The sequence below is a fragment of the Bradyrhizobium huanghuaihaiense genome (assembly GCF_025200885.1).
Lineage (GTDB): Bacteria > Pseudomonadota > Alphaproteobacteria > Rhizobiales > Xanthobacteraceae > Bradyrhizobium > Bradyrhizobium huanghuaihaiense.
Genome location: NZ_CP104172.1, coordinates 6,741,726 through 6,765,872 on the forward strand (window position 1 = coordinate 6,741,726; position 24,147 = coordinate 6,765,872).

Here is a 24,147-nt window from a genome sequence, read left to right on the forward strand (position 1 = left end):
GGGACGTTATGGGGCGCGTCTTCGTGGCCGGCAGCATCAACATGGACGTGGTGGCGACGGCCGATCGCCACCCGAAAGTCGGCGAGACCATCGCCGGCCGCGAGGTGCTGTATTTTCCGGGCGGCAAGGGCGCAAACCAGGCGGTAGCGGCGGCACGGCTGGGTGCGAAGACCACGCTGATCGGGCGACTGGGGAAGGATTCGTTCGGGGCAGAGCTGAGGACATTCCTGGGTGCTCAGGGCGTCGATCTCGGCTCGGTGCGCGAGGCCGACACGCATACCGGTACCGCGATCATCACGGTCGCCGAGTCCGACAACACTATCGTCGTCATTCCCGGCAGCAACGCGCTGGTCCGCGCGGAGGACGTCGCGACCGTTCCGCTGGCGAAGGGCGATGTTGCCGTCAGCCAGTTCGAGATCCCGCTGCCGACGATTGCCGCGTTCTTTGCGCGGGCGCGTGAGGCGGGCGCCGTGACCGTGCTCAACCCGGCTCCCGCACAGAAGATGTCGAGCGGGCTGCTCGCGCTCGTCGACACCCTCGTGCTGAACGAGACCGAGCTCGGCCTCCTCGCAGGCGCCGAGTTGACTGAAGACGATACCGCGGCGCGGATCATGGACGTCGCAAGAAAACTTCAGGCACGCGAAGACCAGACTATCTGCATCACGCTCGGCAAGCGCGGCGTGCTGGCGCTCGCTGCCAGCGAGGAGCTTTCAGTGGCAGGCCGCGCGGTGAAGGCGGTCGACACCACCGGCGCCGGCGACTGCTTTGTGGGCGCGCTGGCGGCGCAACTGGCGGATGGCGTGCCTTTACGTGCCGCGCTCACCTTCGCCAACGCCGCCGCCTCGATCTCCGTGCAGCGCATGGGCGCCGGGCCGTCGATGCCGACGGCCGCGGAGGTTGCGGCTGTTCTGTAGATCGCGGCACTTTCTTCGCCTCTCCCCGCCTGCGGCAGGGCTATCGCATATGGATTTCACGAAGATTGGCCGCGAGCTAGCTCCGCCTCTCCCGCTTGCGGGAGAGGCCGACGCGCTCGCAGAGCGCGGCGGGTAAGGGCTCTCGCCACGCGGAGACGCCCTCCTCAATTCAACAATCCCAACGCGGAGACACCCCCACCCCAGCCCTCCCCCGCAAGCGGGAGAGGGAGCCCAGCGCCGATGCCGCAGCATCGTGCGCGTCAGATGCGATTGCCCTGCCGCCTGCGGAGAGAGGGAGAAAATCTCACGCCAGCGCGCTCTTCAAATCAAAGCTTTCGTCCGCGGCCTGTTCCGGCGTGATCGAGCGGTCCATGGCCTGCAGCCGGCGGCCGAACATGTGATCGCCGGCGCGGTTGATGGATTCGATGCCGAGCAGCCTGTCGCCGTGATAGCAGAATGCGGAAAACGCCTTCCTGGCGGGATCGCCGCGCAGCACGACGCGGTCGTAGCCGGTGGTGAGGCCGGCGATCTGGAGCTTGTCGTCGCCCTGGTCGCTCCAGAACCAGGGATGGCTGTCGTACGGTTTCTTGTCGCCAGTCAGCCGCGCGGCGAGGCAGCGGGCGTGGTCGGTGGCGTTCTGCACCGATTCCAGCCGCAGCGAGCTACCGAAGCGGGGGCTTGCGAACAGCGCGCAATCGCCAATGGCAGAAATGTTCGGATCGGTCGTCGACAGATATTCGTCGACGATGATGCCGGCGGCGACGGGGAGCCCCGCCTCGGCCGCGAGCTCGATGTTCGGCAGCACACCGACGCCGACCACGACGAGGTCGGCGGGCAGATGCCGGCCGTCGCTCAAGGAGACGCCGGTGACCTTGCCGCCCTCCGCTTCGATGGAGGTGGCCTGCACACCGAGATGGATGCGGATGCCGGCCTCGCGATGGCGCTCCTGGAAATACTCGGAGACCTCTGATGTCACCGCGCGCGCCATCACGCGCGGGGCGAGCTCGAGCACGTCAACCTCGAGCCCCTTGATCCGCGCGGTGGCGGCGAATTCGAGCCCGATGAAACCGGCGCCGATGATCACGACGCGCGTCTTCGACGGCATGATCGCCCGCAGCGCCTCGCTGTCGTCGAGGATCCGCAGATATTTCACATCGGGCAGATTGGCATTGGGCAGATCGAGCAACCGGTTGCGCGCGCCGGTGGCCAGCACGAGATGGCCGTAAGGCAGCGTCTCGCCGGACGCGAGCAGCACCTTGTGCCCGGCGCGGTCGATCGACACGGCGCGGCCCGCGATCAGCTCGATCTTCTGGTCCTGGTAGAATTTTTCGGGACGGAACATCAGGCTTTCCGGCCCGGCCGCCCCCTTGATGTAGCCCTTGGACAGCGGCGGCCGCTGATAAGGCAGATGCGCCTCGTCATTGATCAGGCAGATGCGCTCGGAAAAGCCCGCCTGGCGCAGGGATGCCGCGACCTGGTAGCCGCCATGGCCGGCACCGACGATGATCACCGGACCGCCAGTCATTGCAGCAGCCCACTTCCGGAGACACGAGCGTGACCCATGTCGTCTCCTCTCTCACTGATTTTGGTTTGCGGGCCTTTCGAGGAGCCGGCGCTCGTGTCCGTCCCTTGGCGAAGGCAAGCCCATTTGAGCCTATCGTTCCGCCCGGCGCAAGAGCGGCGGCCGGGGATTGTCACCCCTCCCCTTCTGCGATTTAGTTGCAGCAACGAACCTCATGCCGGGGATATTCCAGATGCCAGCTCCCGTCTCAAAGCCCGACGATCCCGCCCTGCTGCGGATCGACGGCCCGATTGCAACCATCACGCTCAACCGCCCCACAGCGTTCAACTCGATCAATCTTCCGATCGCGGAGAAGCTCGAGCAGCTCGCGGCCTATATCGAAGGCGACGATGCCATCAGGGTCCTGGTGATCGAGGGCGAGGGCCGCGCTTTCTCAGCCGGCGGCGATCTGCAAACGATCGGCGCCGCTGCCGAAGCGGGCACGGTGACGCCTGTCGTCGGCGAGCTGCTCAAGCACTATCATGCCTTCATCGAGATCGTCAGGCGCATGCCAAAAATCTCGCTGTCGAGCGTGCACGGCTCAGCCGCCGGCGCCGGCATGGGCCTCGCCTTCGTCACCGATCTCTGCATCGCCGCTGACGATGCCAAGTTCACGCCGGCCTATGCCAAGATCGGCGTGTCGCCGGATGGCGGCTCCACAGTCGGGATCGTCGGCACGGTCGGCTCCCGCCGCGCGCTGCAGATCTTTCTCGCCGAGGACAACTTTACCGCGCAGCAGGCCTATGAATGGGGCCTCGTCGCCAAGACCGTTCCCGCCGCGGAATTGAAGGCGGCGACGCGACAACTCGCCGAGCGGCTGGCGCAGAATCCGCCGGCGGCAATCGCCGGCACGAAGTCGCTGGTCCATGCGGCCACCACCACGCCCGTAAAACAGCAGCTCGATGCCGAGGAGCACAAGATCATCATGGCGATGAACACGGAAGCGTTCCGCACCGCCGTGAAGAAGTTCACGAGCAAGTCGAAGTGACCCGCGCGCAGTTTCTACGGCCTGCGTCACGGCGCGACCGACTGGAATCGCAAGGGTCTGTTCCAGGGCCGCACCGACAATCCGCTGAACAAGGACGGCCTGCGGCAGGCGCACGAGGCCGCGGAGATGCTGCGCGGGGCCGGCATCAGCCGCATCGTCGCAAGCCCGCTGGTGCGCGCGGCGCGAACGGCCGAGATCATCGCGGCCGCGATCTCGGTTCCGCTCGCGATCGACGACGGCATCATCGAGTTCGATTTCGGCAGCTTCGAGGGCCTGCCCGTCCGCGACCTCATGATCAAGCACGGCGTCACCTCGGCGACGGGCCTCGTCTCGATCCTGCCGGCCGACGGCGAAAACTGGGACGCCATGACCGGACGCTCGCTGGCCTGCGTCTCGACGTGGCTCGCGCGTCATCCTGACGACAACCTCCTGTTCGTCTGCCACGACGCGGTGATGCAGGGCATGGCGAACGCGCTGTGCGGCAGCTACTTCAAGAACAGCCACGGCACGCCGTTCCGCTACGTGCACGAGCAGGCGCAATGGCGTGTCGAGCAGGTCGCTATTGCGGACAGATATAGCCCGTCCCCGCCGGCGACTTGAAGCAGCCGACCGATTCAGGGAGCACGTGCCGCGGCAGCCACAGCACCACGCTCGGGAAATAGATCGCAAACGCGATCGTTGCCAGGAACACCACGTAGATCGGCAATGCCGCACGTAGCGCCTTGGCGAAGCTGATGCCGACGAATTTCGAGGCCATCAGCAAGACGAGCCCATAAGGCGGCGTAATCAGGCCGAAGGCGAGAGTTGCGATCAGCACCACGCCCATGTGCACGGCGTTGATGTCGCCGGCCTCCGTCAGGGCGTTGACCAGCGGCATGAAGATGATGATGGTCGGGACCGGCTCGATGAAGTCGCCGACCACGGTGAACAGCAGCACCATCAGCAGCATGATCAGATGCGGATCGTTGCCGGCAATGGAGGTGATCCACTCGGCGATGTAGGTCGCGCCGCGCAAGTAAGCGAGCATCCAGCCGAAGGCATTGGCGGCGCCGATCGTGATCAGCGGCAGCGAGAAGATCAGGCCGGCGAGGCAGAAATCGTAAGGAATCTTCCTGATATGCCCGCGGTTGAGCGCGGGGATCACGACCAGGATGATCCAGACCACGGCGACGACGCCCGCCTCCGTCGGCGTGAACCAGCCGGTGAGGATGCCGCCTAACAGGATGACCGGGATCATCAGCGGCAGGGCCGCGTCGCCCGCCGCGAACACCACCTGCCGCAGCGGCGCGCGCGGCTTGCGCAGGCCCGACGGGCCGAAGAAATAGCAATAGATCATCAGGCCGAAGCCGATCATCAGGCCGGGCACCACGCCCGCCATGAACAGGCCGGCGATCGAGACGTTGCCGACGGCACCGTAGACCACCGCCGTTATGCTCGGCGGCACCAGCGCCGCGATGGTCGAGGCGGAGGCGATGATCGCGGCGATGAAGGCCGGCTCGTAGCCCTCGCGCTTCATCGGGCCGCCCAGCGCGCGGCTCATCACCGCGACGTCGGCGGTGGTCGAGCCCGACATTTCCGAGAAGAACATGCTGAAGACGACCACGACCTGCGACAGCCCGCCCCTGATATGCCCGACCAGCGACACCGACAGATTAGCTATTCGTACCACCACGTTGGCCGAGCTCATGAGCTCGCCGACCAAGAGGAAGAACGGAATGGCCAGCAGCGCCTCGGAATCGACGCCGTCAAAAATCTTCTGGATGATGGCGGCGAGCGAGACGTCGGACAGGATCGCGCCGATGAAGACGCCGGCCATCAGCGAGAACGGCACGGGCACGCCGAGATAGCCGAACGACAGGAAGCAGATCGACATCAAAGCCAGGACGACAGGTGCGCTCACGGCTGCGCCCTCATCTGTGCCTCGGTGAGACCTGGCGCAGCATCTTCCTCGGGCGGCTCGGGGTGGTCAAAGCCGTTGCGCAGGCCGTTGACGAGCTGCTCGATGGTGAACAGGCCGATCAGCACGCCCGAGAGCGGAATGATCGCGTAAAGCGAGGCGATCGGCGTACCCGAGGGCAGACGGAAGCTGCCGAAGCCGCGCAGATAGTTCTGATAGCCGTACCAGATCAGGCAGAAGGCAACGCCGAGCACGACGAGGCGGATGATCACCTCGACGATCAGCCGCGGCGTTCCATGCATCGCCTCGGAGATGGCGGTGAGATAGAGGTGGTCGTTGCGCCGGGTCGCGGCCGCCGTGCCGACGAAGATCGCGTAGATGAAGAGCGTCGAGGTCACCTCCTGCAGCCACAGCCAGGGATGGCCGATGGTGCGGGTGACGATGTCGGCGGTCACCGACAGCGAGAAGCCGAAGCACAGCACGCCGCAGAGGATCATCAACGCAAGCTCGAGCCAATCGAGCGCGCGCCATTTCAGGTGGCGTTGGCGTTGAACGAGCAGTTTGTCGGCGATGGCCATTCAATGTCGTCCCGGCGAAGGCCGGGACCCATAACCCCAGGCCGTTATGATGAAAGCAAGCTGACTGTTGTCGTGCCCCAAGCTCCGCTGCGGCGTATGGGTCCCGGCTTTCGCCGGGACGACTCGGAGCAAGAGGCCTAATTAATCGACCGGATCAAATTCTTGATCTTCTCGGCGTGCGGGCCGAGATCCTTGGCGAGCTTGTCGAGATAGGGATCGGCGATCGCCGTGAAGGTCTTCTTGTCGACGTTGTCGACGATCTTCACGCCCATCTTCTTAAGCTTGTCGGCCGCCGTACGCTCCAGCTCGAATGCCTTTGCAGGCTCCTTGGTGCTGATCTCGTTGGCCGCGGCCTGCACCCACTGCTTCTGCTCGGCCGACAGGCTCTGCCAGAGCTTGTCGGAGATGAACACCAGCGCATTGTTGGCTTCGTGCTCGGTGATGTTGAGGACGGGCGCGACCTCGTAGTGCTTGTTGACGAGGTAGACGTTGATGCTGTTCTCGGCGACGTCGACCACGCCGGTCTGCAAGCTGGTGTAGACGCTGCCGAACGGCATGTGCACGGTCTGGGCGCCGTAGGCCGGGAACATGGTGTCCTCGGTCGCGGTCGCCTGCACGCGGACCTTCAGGCTCTTGACGTCGCCGACATTGTGGATCTCCTTCTTGGAGTACATGTGGCGCACGCCCTGCGAGCCGGTTGCGATCACGTGCAGGCCCTGCGTGGTCTCGTCGATCATGGTCTTGAGCGCTTCGAACACGCGGGGATCGGCGAGGCCCTTGATGACATGGTTCTCGTCGCGGAACAGGAAGTGCAGCGACATCACGCCGGCCTGCGGCGAGATCGTCGCGGTGTTGGCGGAGGAGATGATGGCGAATTCGACGTCGCCGGCTTTCACCAGTTGGAGCACCTGCGGCTCCTGCCCGAGCTGCGCGCCGGGATACTGGTCGATGATCATGGTGCCTTTGCTCAGTTCCTTGAGCTTCTCGGCGAAGAGGTCACCCGCGATGGAATAGCCGGTGTTGCGCGGCTGGTCATAGGCGAAGCGATAATGCTTCACCTCCTGTGCCCCGGCCCCCGTGACGAAAAGTACGGCGGCCACAGCCACCAACCCACGCATGGATCGTGCAATCATCGTTTCCCCCTGTTTTATCGCCCGCCGCTTGTGCAGTCTGAGCGTTCGCTTGCTATCAGCCCTTCTCGGTCTTCCCAGTCCTCTGCATGAAGTCGAAATCGCAGCCCTCATCGGCCTGCATGATGGTCTCGTTGAACAGCCAGGCGTAGCCGCGCCGCGCCTCCTCGGGTGCAGCGGCCGGCTTCAAGGCGGCGCGGCGGCGCTCCAGCTCGGCGGCGTCGACCAGCAGCTCGATGCTGCGCTTGGCCACATCGAGGCTGATCATGTCGCCGTTCTTCACCAGCGCCAGCGGCCCGCCAACGGCGGATTCCGGGGTGATGTGCAGCACGATGGTGCCGAACGCGGTGCCGCTCATGCGCGCATCGGAAATGCGCACCATGTCCTTGGTGCCGCCGCGCGCGAGCTTCTTCGGGATGGGCAGGTAGCCTGCCTCGGGCATGCCCGGCGCGCCCTTCGGGCCAGCATTGCGCAGCACCAGGACGTCATCGGAGTTCACGTCGAGGTCGGGATCGTCGACCCGCAACGTCATGTCCTCGACGGATTCGAACACCACCGCGCGCCCGGTGTGCTTCAACAGTTTTGGGCTCGCCGCGGACTGCTTGATGACGGCACCGCGCGGCGCAAGGTTGCCGTGCAGGACGGCAAGACCGCCTTCCTTCTTGATCGGATTGTCGCGCGGACGGATGGCGTCCTGACCGGGCACGTCCTCGGCATTCGCCACGACCTCGCGCAGCGTCTGGCCGCTGACGGTCTTGGCATCGAGATCGACGAGGTCGCCGAGTTGCGCCAGCAATTTCGGCACGCCGCCGGCATGATGGAAATGCTCCATATAGTGCTCGCCGGATGGCTTGAGGTCGACCAGCACCGGCACCTCGCGGCCGATCTGGTCGAACGCTTCGAGGTCGAGCCGGTGCGGCGAGCGATGCGCCATCGCGGTCAGATGGATCAAGCCGTTGGTCGAGCCGCCGATGGCCTGGAGCACGACCTGCGCGTTCTTGAAAGACGCGGGTGTGAGCAATTCGCTCGGCTTGGGGCCCTTGGTCTTGGCCATCTCGGCGGCGACCTTGCCGCTGGCTTCCGCCAGACGAAAACGCTCGGCATGCGGCGCGGGAATCGTCGCGCTCATCGGCAGCGACAGGCCCATGGCCTCGATCATGCAGGCCATGGTCGAAGCGGTGCCCATCACCATGCAGGTGCCGACGGATGGCGCGAGGCGCCCATTCACCGCTTCGATCTCGGCATCGTCCATGTCGCCGGCGCGATATTTCGCCCACAGCCGGCGGCAGTCGGTGCAGGCGCCCAGCACCTCGCCCTTGTGATGGCCGACCACCATGGGTCCGACGGGGATGACCACGGTCGGCAGGTCGGCGCTGATCGCCGCCATCACCTGTGCGGGAAGCGTCTTGTCGCAGCCGCCGATCACGATCACCGCATCCATCGGCTGGGCGCGGATCATCTCCTCGGTGTCCATCGCCATCAGGTTGCGCAGGTACATCGAGGTCGGATGCGCAAAGCTCTCGGCAATCGAGATGGTCGGGAACACGAACGGCATGGCGCCCGACAGCATGACGCCGCGCTTGGCGGCTTCGATGATCTGCGGGACGTTGCCGTGGCAGGGATTGTAGTCGCTATATGTGTTGGTGATGCCGACGATCGGGCGCTCCAGCGCGTCGTCGGAATAGCCCATGGCCTTGATGAACGCCTTGCGCAGGAACAGCGAAAAGCCGGCATCGCCGTAGCTCGTCAGACCCTTGCGCAAACCACTCGTCATCATGCCACTCCTGAAGTTGCCATTGTGGTACAGCCTGCCCCCTGATTGTCAATAAGACAGGCGCCAGCATTGCCATTTTCTGGACCGCGGCACCGCCAAACAACCAGATTATTGACAATCCTCGCCTTCCCTGCTCCACAGTCGGGACCGGCTCGAGGCCGGGAGGCTGAGGGCATGTCCGACATACACACCGCAGACGCCATGACGGTCCGGCGCGACGATCCGGATGACGTGGTCGCGCGGCTGGAGGAAGACATCATCTTCGGCCGCCTCGCGCCCGGCGCGCGCCTCACCGAGGACGCGCTGATGTCGCGCTATGGCACGTCGCGGCACTTCGTCCGCCAGGCGCTGGTGGACGCGGAGCGGCGCGGCATCGTCCGCCGCGAGAAGAATGTCGGCGCCACCGTACGGTTCTACTCGGCCGAGGAGGTGCGGCAGATCTACGAGGTCAGGGAGATGCTGACGCGGCAGGCCGCGCTGATGATCCCCCTGCCCGCACCGCAAGGCCTGATCGACGAGCTGAGCGCGCTGCAACGTCAATATTGCGTCAAGGCCGACGTGCAGGATTTGCGCGGCATCCACGAGGCCAACGACGCCTTCCACCTCGCGCTGTTCTCCGCCTGCGGCAATCCCTATCTGGTGCGCTCGCTGCAGGACTACATGAACCTGACGCTGCCGATGCGCGCAAAAAACCTCGCCGACCGCGAGGGCCTCGCGCAATCGCGCCGCCAGCACGAGCTGATGATCGAGTTGCTCAAAGGCCGCGACAGCTGGGCGCTGGCCCAGCTCTGCGTCGATCACATGCAGTTCAGCAAGTCGGATTATCTGGCAAGGATCGCGGGTGAGGCCGGGCGCTAGTCGGCAACTTCTGCTGCAGGCATCCATCACGGAACGCCGCTGCCCCGGCCGCGTTGGAAGGCCAAGCATTGGCCTCGGTCTTACTTCGGACGCGGTAGGTGGCAGTTTCTCGAAGCATGTCGCCCCAAGGGAGGACTGACCGGGCGGGTTGAACAATGAGGGTCTGCGGAGCGATGCGGACCGGTTTGTTCATCGCATTGATTGCAGCAGCCTGGCTCGGCGGACAGGTCGAGGATTCTTTGGCGCAAAAGCGGCCGCCTGCTTCTCCGAGCGAATCCACGAAGGTGTCTCCGAGAAAGGAAGACACCCCCAAGAAGGAAACGGGACGACCTGCGGACCCGTATACGGTGGGATTCGTAACCGGTTCGCCGCAATGCACTGAATTCGCGATCGCTCAGGACATTGCGACCACCCTCGCCAGCGGCCAGGAGACCGGTCCTCGTGGCCAGGTCGCATTGAGGGTCCTGCCCATCGTGGGAAACGGCGGTGTCCGCAACGTCCTTGATGTACTCACCCTCGCGGGTGCCGACGTGGCGATCGCGCCCGTCGTCCTGGTCGACCGGCTCCGGGAGACAAGGACCTTCGGGGATATCTCTGACAGGCTGACCTACATTGTCCCGCTCCATATCGAGGAGTTCCATCTTCTCGCGCGGGCGGATATCAGAAGCTTGGCGGAGCTGTCGGGAAAGAGGGTCAATCTTGGGGACGAGGGCAGTGCCGGCGCCATTCTCGGCCGGGAAGTGTTGAACCATCTGGGCGTCAAGATCATCGAGTCGAACCTGGGGCCGGAGGCCGCGCTGGATGGTCTCAGGAAGGGAGATCTCTCCGCCGCTCTGCTGGTCTCGGGAAAACCGGTCAGCTTCCTGACGCAGGTCTCGCAACTCGATCGTATTCACATAGTGCCGATCCCCTACTTCAAGGAGCTGCTGCAACAGGATTATCTGCCATCGACGCTCCGCCACAAGGACTACCCGAATTTGATCGCCGCCGAAGCGAGCGTCGACACGATTGCGATCAAATCAGCTCTCTTCGCCTACAACTGGCCGAGGGGCAACGAGCGATTTCGGTTGCTGGAATTCTTCGTCCAGACATTGTTCACGCGCTTTCCCGAATTTCTGAGCGACGCCCATCACCCTAAATGGCGCGAGGTAAACCTGGCCGCGCAGCTCCCCGGATGGCGACGATTCCGACCGGCAGAGCGCTGGCTCCAGCAGCAATCGGGAGGCGAAGCCGCGCTTCGCAAGGCGTTCGGCCGGTTCCTCGAGGGAAAGCCCACCGCCGATCTACCCGACCACGAAGAATTGTTCCGGGATTTCCTGCGCTGGAGAGAACGCAATCCGGTCAAGTGAGCAAACTTTGGCAAACACAAACCTCGGGAGTTGTCGATGCGCAAAGCCGTGGTGACGGCAGCCCTGGTTGCTTTGCTCGCCTTGATCGCCGATGTGAGGCGCCCCGCCGCCCAATTTGCTCCCTTCTGGCCACAAGCGCCGCAGCTGCTCCCCCCGGCCACCGCGCCACCGACCGATGAGGTCAAGCAAACCAGGGCCGCCCCTCACCGAAAGAGCAAGGCGCACAGGAAGCACGAAGTCGTTCGGCCGCCGCCAAATCAGCGGGAGGTCGCGGAAAAAAACGGATACAAGCGGGTCAGCGATCTCGTGAACTTCCCGAGGTTCTTTCCAGGCCTCGGCATAATCTTCGTCAAGCCCGACACTTTGCCACTGGGGCCGTTCCTGAGCTTCGATCGCAGGGACCGTCTGGTCGCGACCGTGTACATGGTCCCGAACAAGGACATCGACGATCACAAGACATTGGAGGCGGCGGGGTCAGCAGGACCAGTTGACCACGTCAGCCTCTACTTCAACCCGGGTCACCCCGGCGTGGATATGCCGCATTACCATGTGGTGCTCTGGCATGTGACCAAGAAACAGGAAGCGCGCGTTGCAAAATGACGTACGACAGCACCGCCGATGCGGTGACGAACTGGTCGAGGAACGTGGCCTCGGCATCGCTTGGCGTTGCGGGCCGCATCGGCGACAGCGATGCGCAGAATTCGCCGGGTCATGGAACCCCGCGGAACTCATCCAATCAGACAAATAATCTTCTGGTAGATGACGTCCAGTCACTCAACCGATTAACCGGTTGTTAGAGGACTCTATCCCAAATGGTTTCAGAAATACATAACAACCATGCCGGGTTGCATTGCCCGGAGCAATCCCATGAATGTACCTGGTTTCCTGATCGCAGTGGCCTTCGGCGGAGCATTCTTCGCCGCGGAGTATGTGTGGTACTACCAACCCGCTTTCCTCGACCCGGACGTCCTGTTCAGCACGTTCTCCTCTGAACATTCGAAAGCGCGCGCAGCCGTCAAGCATGCGCTGATCGATCCGGACTCGGCCAAGTTCAGCACATTGCGTTCGGTCGAGGCCGGTGCGGCGAGGTATGTTTGCGGCGGCGTCAAAGCGAGGGACAAGTTCGGCCAGTCTGTCGATGTCGCTTTCGTCTACACCGTGGCCATTGATTTTGCCCGCATCGATGACGACGGACGGATCACGCATCAGCGTTCGGGATACAGACCCTGCCCCACTGAGGAGGACAAGGTCGCGCAGCAGCGGCCGGGTGTGTCACCCGGCGTGGCGGCGGTCGTCAAGACCGTTCAGAAGGTCGCCCCCGACGTGCAGACGTCGGTCGCCCCCGGCCTGACGAAGCCTGCAGCTTCAGCGGGCGGATCGTCGTCCGGCGGCACGATGGAGCAGCAGGTCCGCGACCTCGCCGCCAAGACCGTTCCGCCTGATGCTGCAAATAGACAGGGGTCAAATTCGTCCGCGGCCCGTGGGGCTGCCAAGGAGAAGGAGAGTGAGTGGCAAGCCGATCGGCCTCCGGCCGCCTGGCCCACATTCCCTCCGGATCACGCATTGGCGCGATCAACCCGGAAACGAACTCCGTCCGAAGCGCTGGCCCTGGCGAAAGACGTCGAGGACCGCTGGAAGAAGGCGGAGTCATCGGCCGGCAGCTCGATGCGTCCTTCGCCGGAAGAGATCAACGAAGCCTGCCGCGCGCTGCTCACGATCGATTCCAAGGACGCCGACTATCCAAAAGCGTGGGCTGCCTTCACGCGACTGCAAAAGATGAGTCAGGACATCGCCCGCGGCTGATGTCACGCAAGTCCGTTCAGTACCGTCTCAGCAGGCCGCGCGCCACGCTGGTCTCGCCATGATCGGCGCAGGCCCGTGTCGGGTTCCTGATCAAGTCCGTCCGGACCTGCCGGAATGTCCTTCTGGCGGCCTCGGCCACCTCTGGGCGGAATTTTCCCGGATCGTAGCTCTCGCCATCAAAAGGCCTTGATGGCCGCAGCATAGGCATCGATCATCGCCATCGCCGCATCAGGGCTGCCGAGCAGCCGGGCGCCGAGCTGAACGCTGCCGCTACCGTCGACCTCATAGCCGGTGCATCGCTGCTCCAGAACCGCGGATGCGGTGACGAGCTGGTCGAGGAACGTCGCTTCGGCCTCGCTGAGCGCTGCGGCCTGCGCCGGCCCTGGCACGATCATCGCGAGCAGTGCGACAGCTGGCAGCCTGACGTTCATGCTCAGCCGATCATGTGATCGATCAGGCGCGCCCCTGACGACCCATGACAAGGCCGTACAGAAACAGGAGGATGATGGCACCGACCACGCTTCCGATGAAGCCCGCGCCCTCACCGAACCGGTACCATCCCACGGCCTGACCGAGCCAGGTCGCAACAAAGGCGCCGATAATTCCCAGGACCGTCGTCAAGATGAACCCTTTGGGCTCGGATTTGTCGCCGGGCATGATGAATTTCGCGACCAGTCCTACGATAAATCCGATGATGATCGTCCAAAGGATGCCCATGTCCATCGCTCCATTCGGTCAATTCGCACATCAACGTCTGAAGGAATGTCGTTTGATGGGCCAGACGATCCCCGGAGCGACGTTGATCTAGATCAATGGGCGGAAGCGGCCGAGCCGAAAGCTGGAGCCTGCTCTTTCTTGTGCGGAAGGCGCTCAACGAGCCCCGCAACGCGAATCGGATCGATGCATGGCGATCATCGGCGAGATCACGCACACGACGACCTATCGCTATGCAAAGCCGGTGACGTTCGGCACGCACCGGGCCATGTTCCTGCCGCAGCGCGGCGCCTCCACCCGGCTGCTTCGCTGGTCCGCCTCGACCAGTCTGCCATCAAAGGTGCATTGGGTCACCGACGCCCGCTCGAATGCCGTCACCGTGATGGACTTCAGCGAGCCCGGCAGCGAGCTGACCTTCACGTTCAAGGTTCGCGGCATCTATTTCGGCATCAAGGGATTGGAGACGTTTCCGCTGGAGCCGCGGGCCGAGGAAGTCCCCGTGCAGTACACGCCGGATGAGTGGACCGATCTTGCAGGATATTTGCGTCCGCATGCCGACGATCCGGACGGCAGCCATGCGGCGTGGACCAAGAGCTTCGTTGCCGGCGATCAGGACCGGACCGCCGACGTGCTGCGCCGGATGCAGGGCCTGTTTCGCAGCGAGTTCAGCTATCGCGGAAGAGATGCGGAAGGCACCCAGTCCCCCGGCGAGACGCTGCGTACGAAATCCGGCACCTGCCGGGACTTCGCCTGGCTCATGATCGAGACGTTGCGCCGCCTCGGCTTTGCCGCGCGCTTCGTCAGCGGCTATCTCTATGACGCCGCGCTCGATGGCGGCGCCGTGGGGATGACCGGCTCCGGCGCCACCCATGCATGGGTGCAGGTGTTCCTGCCCGGCGCCGGCTGGCTCGATTACGATCCGACCAACAGCCTGAGCGACGGCTTCGACCTCATCCCGGTGGCCATAGCGCGGCATCCGGGGCAGGCCGTGCCGCTGGCCGGCTCGTGGTTCGGCGATTCCGGCGACTACTTGGGCATGTCGATCAATGTCGCCGTTCGCAAGCTCGGCGAAATGCTCGATCCTTCGGAGGGATAGGCCACAAGCCCGGCGGTCGCTGACCATGGAGGTTCATCGCAACAACACAAAGGGACATGGGCTGCTCAACGCCGTCGCTGTCCCATTCGAGCGCCTGAAGGGCAGGATCCGGCAGCTTTACGAAGGCGACACGTTCGGGTGCGTCAGATTTCGCTACGTCCTGCTCGCGCTCGATATCGTCACGGTTCTGTTCATCATCGCGACCTCGTTTCTGCCCCGCACCAGGACGATCGAGGCACTCGACGTCGTGTTCGGCATCTTGATCCTCGCGGATTTCGCTGCCCGGATGATTATCAGCCGCCGGCCGCTGCATGAGCTCGTGCGGCTTTCGACCTGGACCGACATCGTCGTCATCATTTCGTTCCTCGCGCCGCTTGCCGGCGAAGCCGGCGGATTCCTGCGCGCGTTTCGAACGTTGCGGCTGTTGCGCGACTACCAGATGGTGGCGCGCTTGCGGATCGACAGCGCCTTCTTTCGGCGAAACGAGGAAGTCGTCTTTGCCGTCGCCAACCTCGGCGTGTTCATTTTCGTGATGACAGGGGTCGTCTACGAGACCCAGAGGTCCCATAACCAACAGATCACCAACTATGCCGACGCGCTCTACTTCACGGTCACCGCACTGACCACGACCGGCTTCGGCGACATCACCTTGCCCGGCACGGTCGGACGCCTGATCACCGTCGTGATCATGATCTTTGGCGTGACCCTGTTCCTGAATCTCGCCAAGGCCCTGCTCGCGCCGTCCAAGGTGCGCTTTCCCTGCCCGGTCTGCGGCCTGCAGCGCCATGACGTGGACGCGGTGCATTGCAAGGCCTGCGGGACCATCCTGAATATTCCCGACGAAGGCATGGACTAGGCCACATGACGGCGCGCTGAAGCGCGCGCAAGGCATCACCACGGATGCAGCAGGCCGAGAAGGATCGGCCGCCGCGCCCCGCCTGCGAAGACCGAGGACGTCTCGTCTCAGTGAGAGAAAACGCGCGTGCCGGGAGTCCATGCCCGCGGGTTTCTGATGGGACTGGCTCCAATTTCCCAGCCCGCGCCACCCCACAGGGCGTCAACCACGCCGAGATCGCCCGTGCCGTCACGGACAAAGAAGAGGTTCGGAGCGGAGCTGGTCTGCAGCGCCCCGCTTTCGCCGTTGGCCTGCAGCTTCAACAGACACCAGACATCGGCAAGCTTGCTCTCGGCGCGAGCGCCCAGCTCATCGACGATCTGCGCGGCATTTGCAGGATTGTTCAAGACATGAGTCTGCAGAGACGTGTCGTCCGTGGTTTCGACCTTGACGGCGAACCGGCGCGCGAAGGTCGCGCCGAGCCACGAAATCTTGACGCGCGCGGTCGGCGTAATGTCCTCCCTGAAATACTCGCCGGCAACGAAGGATTCGGCCGAGGGGATGGCAGCCGTTGACGGGGGATCGAGCGGTTCGCCAGGCTTGCGCTTGAGCGAACATTCGATCTTCGTACGCGGAGCCAGCGACGCCGAGCTGCCGCCATCGGCCTTCTCGTCGGCGGACGCGCTGAAACCCGATGCCGCCAGAACAATCACGAGACATGAGTTGAGCGCTAAGCGGCGCATTGTTTGGCGTCCTTGAATGACCGATTCAAGAACAAGGTAAACTGTAGATTGCAGCTGTAAATCGAGGATTAGGTTTCTGGTTAAGCTTAAAGCAAGGAACTCATTTGAGAGAAATGCGAACTATCTGCGGAACCATGTGCGTCCAGCTGGCACAGCGCGTGATGCAGCACTTCAACCAGAAACTACGCGGCCGTTTTACCTGCCTGCCAGGCGCGCGATCGCCTGACTGGCCGGAGGAACCTGCGAGCCCGGTTCGGAGATCGGCTGCGGCGTGGCCCGGCAGCATCTTGCCTGTGCGCGCAGCGGATCGTTCCACATCCAGCGCACGCTCCAGGCTGAATTGTGGGCGTAGGCCGGGATGCGCCAGAACCAGATCGTTTCGTAGACACTGTCCCCGAAACGCTCCACGTCCGGGCGCGGCGTGGGCCAGGATACCGCGGCGACGAGGACGACGGTCAACACCGCGGCCCCTGAGAGAACCATCTTGCGCATCTTGCTTCCACAATCGCTAGAATGAAAAGGCGGTCACGTCCGCGACGCAATGCATAGAAGAAACGCTTCACGTGTTCCGACAATAGAACGCCTATTTCCGAAAACGGAAATCCGGAACTCTACGGTGTGAATTCAGACGTTAGACGCAAGGGGCCGTTCAAAAAGCTCCGCCGTCATCGCGATCGTGCGCCCTCTCCCGGCCCCGCAAGCCGGGCCGGGAGGGCGCGCCTGCATTGTCGACGCTACCGCTTCTTCCAATCGATGATGCGGCTCGGATCGGCGTCGAACTCCATGCTGCAGAACGTACCGCCCTGGAAATAATCGCCGACCGGATCCGGCTTCAGCTTGGCCTGCTCGGCCATCGCGTGCTCGCGGAAATCCTCGGCGCGCCCGGTGGGACGATAGCCGAGCTCATAGGCGCGATGGTTGTCCCACCAGGCGCGCTCGTTGAGGGAGGCGCCGTAGAAGATTTCGAAATGGATGTCGGGATGCTCGAGCCCGATGCAGCAGAGCTGCACGAGGTCGTCGGGCTTGAGCCAGATCGCGAGCCGGCGCTGGTCGAGCGGCATGTCGCCGAAATTGCCGATGCGCAGGCACGTCACCTTCAGCCCGTGCTTGTCCGCATAGAGCGCGCCGACCGCTTCGCCGAACACCTTGCTGACGCCGTAGCGCCCGTCGGGCCGCGGGGTGACGTCGGTGCCGATCTTGTGGTGACGCGGATAGAAGCCGACGGCGTGGTTCGACGAGGCGAACACCACGCGCTTGACGCCCTTGCGGTACGCCGCCTCGAACAGATTGTAGCCGCCGATGATGTTGGCCTGAAGGATTTGGTCCCAACTACCTTCGACCGAATAGCCGCCGAAATGGATGATGCCGTCGACCCCCTCGCAGATCGCCTCGCATTGCGCGAGATCGGCGAGGTCCGCCGCCTTGAACTTTTCGTTCGCGCCGAGATCGGCCGGCGGCTTGATGTCGGAGAGCAGGAGATCCGGATAGATCGGCGGCAGCAGTTTTCGCAGGCTCGTGCCGATTCCGCCCGAAGCTCCCGTCATCAAAATACGCGGCATGTTGTCCCTCGCCGTTAGTGACCGATTTGCGGTCACGTGTCTCTAATGATAGCAGAATTGTCCAGAGGGAACGAAACGAGAGAACCGACATGAATGAGGCATCGTCCCACTCCCAGGAGCGGCCAGGCTGGCGGCCGGCGAGCTATTATCCGGATCCGGCGATTAGGGCATTGGACCCGCGCTTCGAGAAATACTGGCTGAAATTGTCGGCGGTGGAGCGGATTGCGACCGGGCTGCGCTGGGCCGAGGGGCCGGTCTGGTTCGGCGACGGGCGCTATCTCTTGTGCAGCGACATCCCGAACCAGCGCATCATCAAATGGGAGGAGGAGACCGGCGCGGTCAGCGTGTTCCGGAAACCTTCCAATTTCGCCAACGGCAACACCAGGGATCGCCAGGGCCGGCTCGTGACCTGCGAGCATGGCGGGCGCCGCGTGACCCGTACCGAATATGACGGCAGCATCACGGTGCTGATGGATCAATTCAACGGCAAACAGTTGAACTCGCCGAACGACGTCGTGGTGAAATCCGACGGCTCAATCTGGTTCACCGATCCGATCTTCGGCCTGCTCGGCAATTACGAGGGCTACAAGGCCGAGCCCGAGATCGAGCCGAACGTCTATCGGCTCGACCCCGCGACCGGCAAGGCAACCATCGTCGCGGAGGGCGTGTTCGGACCGAACGGGCTGTGCTTCTCGCCGGACGAGAAGATTCTGTACGTCGTGGAATCGCGTGGGCAACCGAACCGCAAGATCCTCGCCTATGACGTCTCGCCTGAGGGCACTGCGATCTCCAACAAGCGCGTTCACATCGATGCCGGCCCCGGCACGCCCGATGGCATGCGCTGCGACATCGACGGCAACCTCTGGTGCGGCTGGGGCATGGGCGATCCCGAACTCGACGGCGTCGTGGTGTTCGCGCCCGACGGCGTCATGATCGGCCGCATCGCACTGCCCGAGCGCTGCGCCAATCTCTGCTTCGGCGGCGTCAAGCGCAACCGCTTGTTCATGGCTGCGAGCCAGTCGATCTACGCGCTGTATGTGAACACGCAGGGCGCGCTGGGGGGATAGGCGCTGCTTTCCCGTAGCCCGGATGGAGCGCAGCGTAATCCGGGAAAGTGTCCCCGCATTTCGCTTCGCTCCATGCGGGCTACGATTCTCTTCCCGCGTGAGCACGGTCTCGTAGGGTGGGCAAAGCGAAAGCGTGCCCACCACTTCTTGCTCGGCTCGCGATGGTGGGCACGTCGCTACGCTCCTTTGCCCACCCTACGAGGTCTCTCCTCCGTCATTGCGAGCGAAGCGAAGCAATCCAGACTGTCTCTGCGGAGGCAGCCTGGATTGCTTCGTCGCAAGCGCTCCTCGCAATGACGAAAAAACGCCGGAGCGGTTGCCCGCTCCGGCGTCACATTCGTTCAAGCGATAAAGCCTACGCCGCGTTGAAGCCGGCGACGGCCTTCACCTCGAGGAAATCCTCGAGGCCGTACTTGCCCCACTCGCGGCCGTTGCCCGACTGCTTGTAGCCGCCGAACGGCGCGGTGCGGTCGTTGGGCACGCCCTGGAGGTTGACGTTGCCGGCGCGGATCTGACGGCCGACGCGCTTGGCGTCCTCGACCGTCGCGCCCGAGACATAGCCCGCGAGGCCATACGGCGTGTCGTTGGCGATGTGCACGGCCTCGGCTTCGTCCTTGGCGCCGAGGATGGTCAGCACCGGTCCGAAGATCTCTTCGCGGGCGATCGTCATCTCGGGGGTGACGTCGGCGAAGATGGTCGGGCGGACGTAGAAGCCCTTGTTGACGCCTTCGGGCAGGCCCGGGCCGCCGGCGACGAGCGTTGCGCCCTCGTCGATGCCCTTCTTGATCAGCGCCTGGATCTTGTCCCACTGGCCGCGGTTGACGACCGGGCCGATGGTGGTGCCTTCGCCGCGCGGATCACCGGCCTTGGTCTTGTCGGCGACCGCCTTCGCGATCGCAGCGACCTCCTTCATCTTCGACAGCGGCACGATCATGCGCGAGGGCGCGTTGCAGGACTGGCCGGAGTTGTTGAACATGTGCATCACGCCGCCGGTCACCGCCTTCGTGAGGTCGGCGCCGTCGAGGATGACGTTCGGCGACTTGCCGCCGAGCTCCTGGCTGACGCGCTTCACGGTCGGTGCCGCGCGCTTGGCCACATCGATGCCGGCGCGGGTCGAGCCGGTGAAGGAGATCATGTCGATGTCGGGATGCTCGCTCATGGCGGCGCCGACCTCGGGGCCGAGGCCGTTGACGAGGTTGAACACGCCCTTCGGCACGCCGGCTTCATGGAGGATTTCCGCGAAGATCAGCGCCGAGGTCGGCGTGAACTCCGAGGGCTTCAGGATCATGGTGCAGCCGGCGGCGAGCGCGGGCGCGACCTTGCAGGCGATCTGGTTGAGCGGCCAGTTCCAGGGCGTGATCATGCCGACCACGCCGACCGGCTCGCGCAGCACCATGGCGGTGCCGACCGGCTCCTCGAAATGATAGTTCTTGAGCACGTCGAGCGTGGTCATGAGATGGCCGAGGCCGGCGCCGGCCTGCAGCTTTTCCGCCATCGGCAGCGGTGCGCCCATCTCGTCGGAGACGGCGGCGCCGATCTCCTTGAGACGACCCTTGTAGACCTCGATGACCTTCGAGAGCAGCGCGACGCGCTCCTCGCGGCTGGTCTGGGAGAACGTTGCGAAGGCGCGCTTGGCGGCGGCAACGGCCTTGTCGACATCGGCCTTGGAGCCGAGCGCAACCTCGTACATCGCCTCTTCCGTCGCGGGATTGACCACGGCGGTGGACTTCTTGACGGCGGGATCGACCCAGGCGCCGTCGATGTAGAATTGCATGCGATTGACCATCGTTAACCTCTTCTTGGGGGCTTGGAGGGGGCGTTTCGGCAGGCATCCTTGCACGAAAGCGCCGGCAATTGAACCCGCCATATGCGGGGCCAGCGTTGCGGCGGACGCGCGGAATATGGGGCGTGGTTTGAACTGAGGCAAGCGCGGCCATGGGTCCCGGTTCAGCACCGCGGCACTTCGCGCCGCAGTGCGCCCGGGACACGAGATTAGAACGGATGCAAACACTCTCGTGCCCCGGACGCAGCGCAGCGCTTCTTCAGCGGTGCGCTGCAGAGCCGGGGCCCATGCGGCCGGTTACCCCGACTACACCGCCATCTTCCGGTGCAGCACCGGCGCGCCGGTGGTGAGGCTTTCGGCCGCATCGATGATCGCATTCGCGTCGATGCCGTAGTGGCGATAAAGGTCCGCGATGCTGCCGGTCTGGCCGAACTGCTCGACGCCGAGCGCCTCGACGCGGTGGCCGCGGACGCTGCCGAGCCAGCCGAGCGCGGAAGGATGGCCGTCGATCACGGTCACGATGCCGCAGTCGCGCGGCAGCGGCGCCAGCAGCTTCTCGATGTGGCTGAGATGCTGCACGCCGCGCCGGTCGCGGCGCAATTTCCGTGCGGCGGTCCAGCCCGCATGGAGGCGGTCGGCCGAGGTGATCGCGAGCAGGCCGACGTCGCGGCGGCTTTCGCCGATGAAGCCGGTCGCCTCGATCGCCTCGGGCGCGACTGCGCCGGTATAGGCGATCACGACCTCGGCATTCGGACCGGGCTTGCGCAGCCAATAGGCGCCGTCGGTGATGCCCTGCTGCAGTTCAGGCGTCATGATCCGCTGCGCCTGCTCGATGCTGCGCGTGGAGAGCCGCAGATAAACGGAACCGCCTTCGCCCGGATCGCGCTGCATGTGGTCAAAGCCCCAGCCCATGATCACGGCGAGCTCGTCGACGAAGGCCGGCTCGAATGAGGCGAGCCCGTCCTGCGCCATGCCGATCAGCGGCGTTGCGATCGACTGGTGCGCGCCGCCCTCGGGCGCGAGCGTGATGCCCGACGGCGTCGCCGCCACCATGAAACGCGCATCCTGGTAGCAGGCATAGTTCAGCGCATCGAGCCCGCGCTCGATGAAGGGATCGTAGAGCGTGCCGACCGGCAGCAGCCGCGCGCCGTTGATCTGGTGCGACAGGCCGAGCGCGGAGAGCATGATGAACAGGTTCATCTCGGCAATGCCGAGCTCGAGATGCTGGCCCTTGGGTGAAAAATCCCAGTTGAAGGTGGAGGGAATTTTCTCGCTGCGGAATAAATCCGCCTTCTCGGCGCGCGCGAACAGGCCGCGCCGGTTCACCCAGGGACCGAGATTGGTCGAGACGGTGACGTCCGGCGAGGTCGTGACGATGCGTTTTGCGAGCTCGCTGTCGCCGCGGGCGATCTCGTTCAGCACGAGGCCAAAGCCCTGCTGGGTCGACATCTGCGGCGACGGCTTGAAGCTGAGCTGCGGCGGCACCTCGATGACAGGCGCGGTGAGACGGCGGCCGTCCTGGTTGAACGGCACGCGCGCGAGGAAGGCATCGAGTTCGGCGGCGGATTGCGCGAGGCCCTCGTATCTGTCCCATTCGTGCCCGGGACGGATGTTCTGGCTGTCGCGATATTTCTCCATCTGCGCGACCGTCATCAGGCCGGCGTGGTTGTCCTTGTGGCCCTGGAACGGCAGGCCGACGCCCTTGATGGTGTAGGCGATGAAGCAGACTGGGCGGTCGTGGTCGATGGATTCGAACGCCTCCAGCATGCTCGCCATGTCGTGACCGCCGAGATTCGACATCAGCGCGAGCAGCTCCTCGTCGCTGCGCTTGTCGATCAGCTTGGTGATCGGCCCCTGATCGCCGATCTCGTCGTGCAGATGTTTTCTGAAGGCCGCACCGCCCTGGAAACACAGCGCCGCGTAGAGCGCGTTCGGGCAATTGTCGATCCAGCGCTTCAGCGCCTCGCCGCCGGGCTCGGCAAAGGCTTCGCGCATCAGCCGGCCGTATTTCACGATGACGACGTCCCAGCCGAAATTGCGGAACATGGTCTCGAACTTTTCCCACAGACCCTCGCGCACCACGGCATCGAGCGACTGGCGGTTATAGTCGACCACCCACCAGGTGTTGCGCAGGCCGTGCTTCCACCCTTCTGCCAGGGCTTCGAAGATGTTGCCCTCGTCCATCTCGGCATCGCCGACGAGGGCAATCATCCGCCCTTCGCGGCGGTCCTTCATCCAGCCATGCGCCTTGACGTAGTCCTGCACCAGCGAAGCGAACAGCGTCTGCGCGACGCCGAGGCCGACCGAGCCGGTGGAGAAATCGACGTCGTCGACGTCCTTGGTGCGCGAGGGATAGGACTGCGCGCCCTTGAAGCCGCGAAAGTTCTCGAGCTTCTCGCGGCTCTGCCGGCCGAACAGATACTGGATGGCGTGGAACACCGGACTCGCATGCGGCTTCACCGCGACGCGGTCCTCGGGCCGCAGCACATGGAAATACAGCGCCGACATGATGGTGGCGAGCGAGGCGGACGAGGCCTGGTGTCCCCCGACCTTGAGGCCGTCCGCATTGGGGCGGATGTGGTTGGCGTGGTGGATGGTCCAGGACGACAGCCACAGCGCCTTGCGGCTGAGAGCGGTCAACGTGTCGAGGCGAGCGGAATCGACGGGCATGGCAATGCTCCGGAAATCTGATTCCGGGATCATACGCCTGCGAGCGGGGCCAAACTTCTCAATTTTTCGCGCCATACCCCAAAGAATTGGGATATTTTACCAACATAGCCCGCTGAGAACAGGTTCCATCCCAATGCCCGAGCTCGACGCCATCGACCGCAAGATCCTCAGCTACCTCCAGAACGACAGCCGTTTGACCATGCAGGAGCTCGCCGACAAGGTCGGGCTGTCGGTCTCGCCCTGCCATCGCCGGGTCAAGCTGCTGGAGGAGCGCGGCGTCATCTCGCGCTATGTCGCAACCGTCGACCAGAAGGCGCTCGGCCTCCACGTCAGCGTGTTCATCTCGATCAAGCTGGCGCGGCAGAAGGAGGAGGACCTCAACCGCTTTGCCCGCGCCATCTCGAAATGGGATGAGGTGCTGGAATGCTACTTGATGACCGGCAACCGTGACTATCTGCTGCGCGTGGTGGCCGCCGACCTCGCCTCATACGAGACGTTCCTGAAGACCAAGCTGACCCGGCTCGACGGCATCGCCTCCATCGAGTCCAGCTTTGCACTGAGCCAGGTGAAATATTCGATCGCGCTGCCAGTGTGACGGATTGTCATTGCGAGGAGCTCGCGACAAAATTGCGTAGCAATTTTGCGCTGATGCGACGAAGCAATCCAGACTGCCTCAACGGAGGGACATTGGATTGCTTCGCGGAGCCTGTCATCGGGCCGCGCTCCGCGCGGACCCGTTGGCTCGCAATGACGGCGGAGGGAGCAGTTCCCGACACCTCATCCGAGGTAGCAGAAGCCGACGTTGTCACATGGATGAAACAAAGGGCA

At 64.1% G+C, this 24,147-nt stretch carries 23 protein-coding genes; 11 read left to right on the top strand and 12 right to left on the bottom strand.

Annotated features, from left to right (window positions below):
• Positions 1-8: 8 nt before the first annotated feature.
• Entirely contained in the window at positions 9-914 is a 906-nt protein-coding gene (locus tag N2603_RS31820; protein WP_260385242.1) for a ribokinase, read from the top strand.
• A gap of 304 nt (positions 915-1,218) precedes the next feature.
• On the opposite strand, the gene N2603_RS31825 is transcribed toward N2603_RS31820, so the two are convergent.
• Positions 1,219-2,439, bottom strand: coding sequence for an NAD(P)/FAD-dependent oxidoreductase (locus N2603_RS31825; protein WP_260385243.1), 1,221 nt, complete (start codon positions 2,437-2,439; stop codon positions 1,219-1,221).
• A 229-nt stretch (positions 2,440-2,668) separates the two neighbouring features.
• Between N2603_RS31825 and N2603_RS31830 the strand changes: the two genes are divergently transcribed.
• Positions 2,669-3,463 carry an enoyl-CoA hydratase/isomerase family protein gene (locus tag N2603_RS31830; protein WP_260385244.1) on the top strand — a complete coding sequence of 265 codons (795 nt, stop codon included), beginning with the start codon at positions 2,669-2,671 and terminating at the stop codon, positions 3,461-3,463.
• A gap of 57 nt (positions 3,464-3,520) precedes the next feature.
• Positions 3,521-4,063: a histidine phosphatase family protein gene (locus tag N2603_RS31835; protein ID WP_260424308.1), complete on the top strand. Its 543-nt coding sequence runs from the start codon at positions 3,521-3,523 to the stop codon at positions 4,061-4,063.
• Here N2603_RS31835 and N2603_RS31840 read toward each other — a convergent pair.
• The 4 genes from N2603_RS31840 to N2603_RS31855 all read right to left on the bottom strand — a co-directional run bounded on the left by N2603_RS31840 (position 4,023) and on the right by N2603_RS31855 (position 8,842).
• Positions 4,023-5,363, bottom strand: coding sequence for a TRAP transporter large permease (locus tag N2603_RS31840; RefSeq protein WP_260385245.1), 1,341 nt, complete (start codon positions 5,361-5,363; stop codon positions 4,023-4,025). The two genes, N2603_RS31835 and N2603_RS31840, sit on opposite strands and share 41 nt — an antisense overlap.
• Positions 5,360-5,938, bottom strand: coding sequence for a TRAP transporter small permease (locus N2603_RS31845; protein WP_260385246.1), 579 nt, complete (start codon positions 5,936-5,938; stop codon positions 5,360-5,362). The genes N2603_RS31840 and N2603_RS31845 overlap by 4 nt, the downstream gene beginning before the upstream one ends.
• A gap of 137 nt (positions 5,939-6,075) precedes the next feature.
• Positions 6,076-7,071, bottom strand: coding sequence for a TRAP transporter substrate-binding protein (locus N2603_RS31850; RefSeq protein WP_260385247.1), 996 nt, complete (start codon positions 7,069-7,071; stop codon positions 6,076-6,078).
• A gap of 55 nt (positions 7,072-7,126) precedes the next feature.
• Complete coding sequence (locus N2603_RS31855; RefSeq protein WP_260385248.1) at positions 7,127-8,842, bottom strand: IlvD/Edd family dehydratase; 1,716 nt, start codon at positions 8,840-8,842, stop codon at positions 7,127-7,129.
• A gap of 174 nt (positions 8,843-9,016) precedes the next feature.
• Here N2603_RS31855 and N2603_RS31860 point away from each other — a divergent pair, with 174 nt between their 5' ends.
• The 4 genes from N2603_RS31860 to N2603_RS31875 all read left to right on the top strand — a co-directional run bounded on the left by N2603_RS31860 (position 9,017) and on the right by N2603_RS31875 (position 12,852).
• A complete protein-coding gene (locus N2603_RS31860) occupies positions 9,017-9,700 on the top strand; it encodes a GntR family transcriptional regulator (RefSeq protein WP_260385249.1) in 684 nt (227 codons plus the stop codon).
• A gap of 173 nt (positions 9,701-9,873) precedes the next feature.
• A complete protein-coding gene (locus N2603_RS31865) occupies positions 9,874-11,049 on the top strand; it encodes a TAXI family TRAP transporter solute-binding subunit (protein ID WP_260385250.1) in 1,176 nt (391 codons plus the stop codon).
• A 36-nt stretch (positions 11,050-11,085) separates the two neighbouring features.
• On the top strand, positions 11,086-11,649 hold the full coding sequence (locus N2603_RS31870; protein WP_260385251.1) for a hypothetical protein: 564 nt from the start codon (positions 11,086-11,088) through the stop codon (positions 11,647-11,649).
• Between the two features lie 267 nt (positions 11,650-11,916).
• Positions 11,917-12,852: a hypothetical protein gene (locus N2603_RS31875; RefSeq protein WP_260424309.1), complete on the top strand. Its 936-nt coding sequence runs from the start codon at positions 11,917-11,919 to the stop codon at positions 12,850-12,852.
• Positions 12,853-13,028: 176 nt separating this feature from the next.
• Here N2603_RS31875 and N2603_RS31880 read toward each other — a convergent pair whose 3' ends face one another.
• Positions 13,029-13,283, bottom strand: coding sequence for a hypothetical protein (locus N2603_RS31880; RefSeq protein ID WP_260385252.1), 255 nt, complete (start codon positions 13,281-13,283; stop codon positions 13,029-13,031).
• A 22-nt stretch (positions 13,284-13,305) separates the two neighbouring features.
• A complete protein-coding gene (locus N2603_RS31885) occupies positions 13,306-13,569 on the bottom strand; it encodes a GlsB/YeaQ/YmgE family stress response membrane protein (RefSeq protein WP_026312844.1) in 264 nt (87 codons plus the stop codon).
• A 187-nt stretch (positions 13,570-13,756) separates the two neighbouring features.
• Here N2603_RS31885 and N2603_RS31890 point away from each other — a divergent pair, with 187 nt between their 5' ends.
• Complete coding sequence (locus N2603_RS31890; protein WP_260385253.1) at positions 13,757-14,662, top strand: transglutaminase family protein; 906 nt, start codon at positions 13,757-13,759, stop codon at positions 14,660-14,662.
• A 25-nt stretch (positions 14,663-14,687) separates the two neighbouring features.
• Entirely contained in the window at positions 14,688-15,518 is an 831-nt protein-coding gene (locus N2603_RS31895) for a potassium channel family protein (RefSeq protein ID WP_260385254.1), read from the top strand.
• A 107-nt stretch (positions 15,519-15,625) separates the two neighbouring features.
• Here the strand turns inward: N2603_RS31895 and N2603_RS31900 are convergent, their stop codons facing one another.
• The 3 genes from N2603_RS31900 to N2603_RS31910 all read right to left on the bottom strand — a co-directional run bounded on the left by N2603_RS31900 (position 15,626) and on the right by N2603_RS31910 (position 17,799).
• Positions 15,626-16,240 (bottom strand): hypothetical protein, encoded by a 615-nt coding sequence (locus N2603_RS31900; protein ID WP_051123066.1) that lies wholly within the window; start codon positions 16,238-16,240, stop codon positions 15,626-15,628.
• Between the two features lie 195 nt (positions 16,241-16,435).
• Entirely contained in the window at positions 16,436-16,732 is a 297-nt protein-coding gene (locus tag N2603_RS31905; RefSeq protein WP_260385255.1) for a hypothetical protein, read from the bottom strand.
• A 242-nt stretch (positions 16,733-16,974) separates the two neighbouring features.
• Positions 16,975-17,799 (bottom strand): NAD-dependent epimerase/dehydratase family protein, encoded by an 825-nt coding sequence (locus N2603_RS31910; protein ID WP_260385256.1) that lies wholly within the window; start codon positions 17,797-17,799, stop codon positions 16,975-16,977.
• An 89-nt stretch (positions 17,800-17,888) separates the two neighbouring features.
• Here N2603_RS31910 and N2603_RS31915 point away from each other — a divergent pair, with 89 nt between their 5' ends.
• Positions 17,889-18,866, top strand: coding sequence for an SMP-30/gluconolactonase/LRE family protein (locus N2603_RS31915; RefSeq protein ID WP_260385257.1), 978 nt, complete (start codon positions 17,889-17,891; stop codon positions 18,864-18,866).
• 355 nt (positions 18,867-19,221) lie between these two features.
• Here N2603_RS31915 and N2603_RS31920 read toward each other — a convergent pair whose 3' ends face one another.
• Both N2603_RS31920 and N2603_RS31925 read right to left on the bottom strand, forming a co-directional pair.
• Positions 19,222-20,652 (bottom strand): aldehyde dehydrogenase family protein, encoded by a 1,431-nt coding sequence (locus N2603_RS31920; RefSeq protein ID WP_026312847.1) that lies wholly within the window; start codon positions 20,650-20,652, stop codon positions 19,222-19,224.
• Between the two features lie 303 nt (positions 20,653-20,955).
• Positions 20,956-23,319, bottom strand: coding sequence for a transketolase (locus tag N2603_RS31925; RefSeq protein ID WP_260385258.1), 2,364 nt, complete (start codon positions 23,317-23,319; stop codon positions 20,956-20,958).
• 133 nt (positions 23,320-23,452) lie between these two features.
• Between N2603_RS31925 and N2603_RS31930 the strand changes: the two genes are divergently transcribed.
• Positions 23,453-23,914, top strand: coding sequence for an Lrp/AsnC family transcriptional regulator (locus tag N2603_RS31930; protein WP_018648199.1), 462 nt, complete (start codon positions 23,453-23,455; stop codon positions 23,912-23,914).
• The last annotated feature ends 233 nt before the right edge of the window (positions 23,915-24,147 follow it).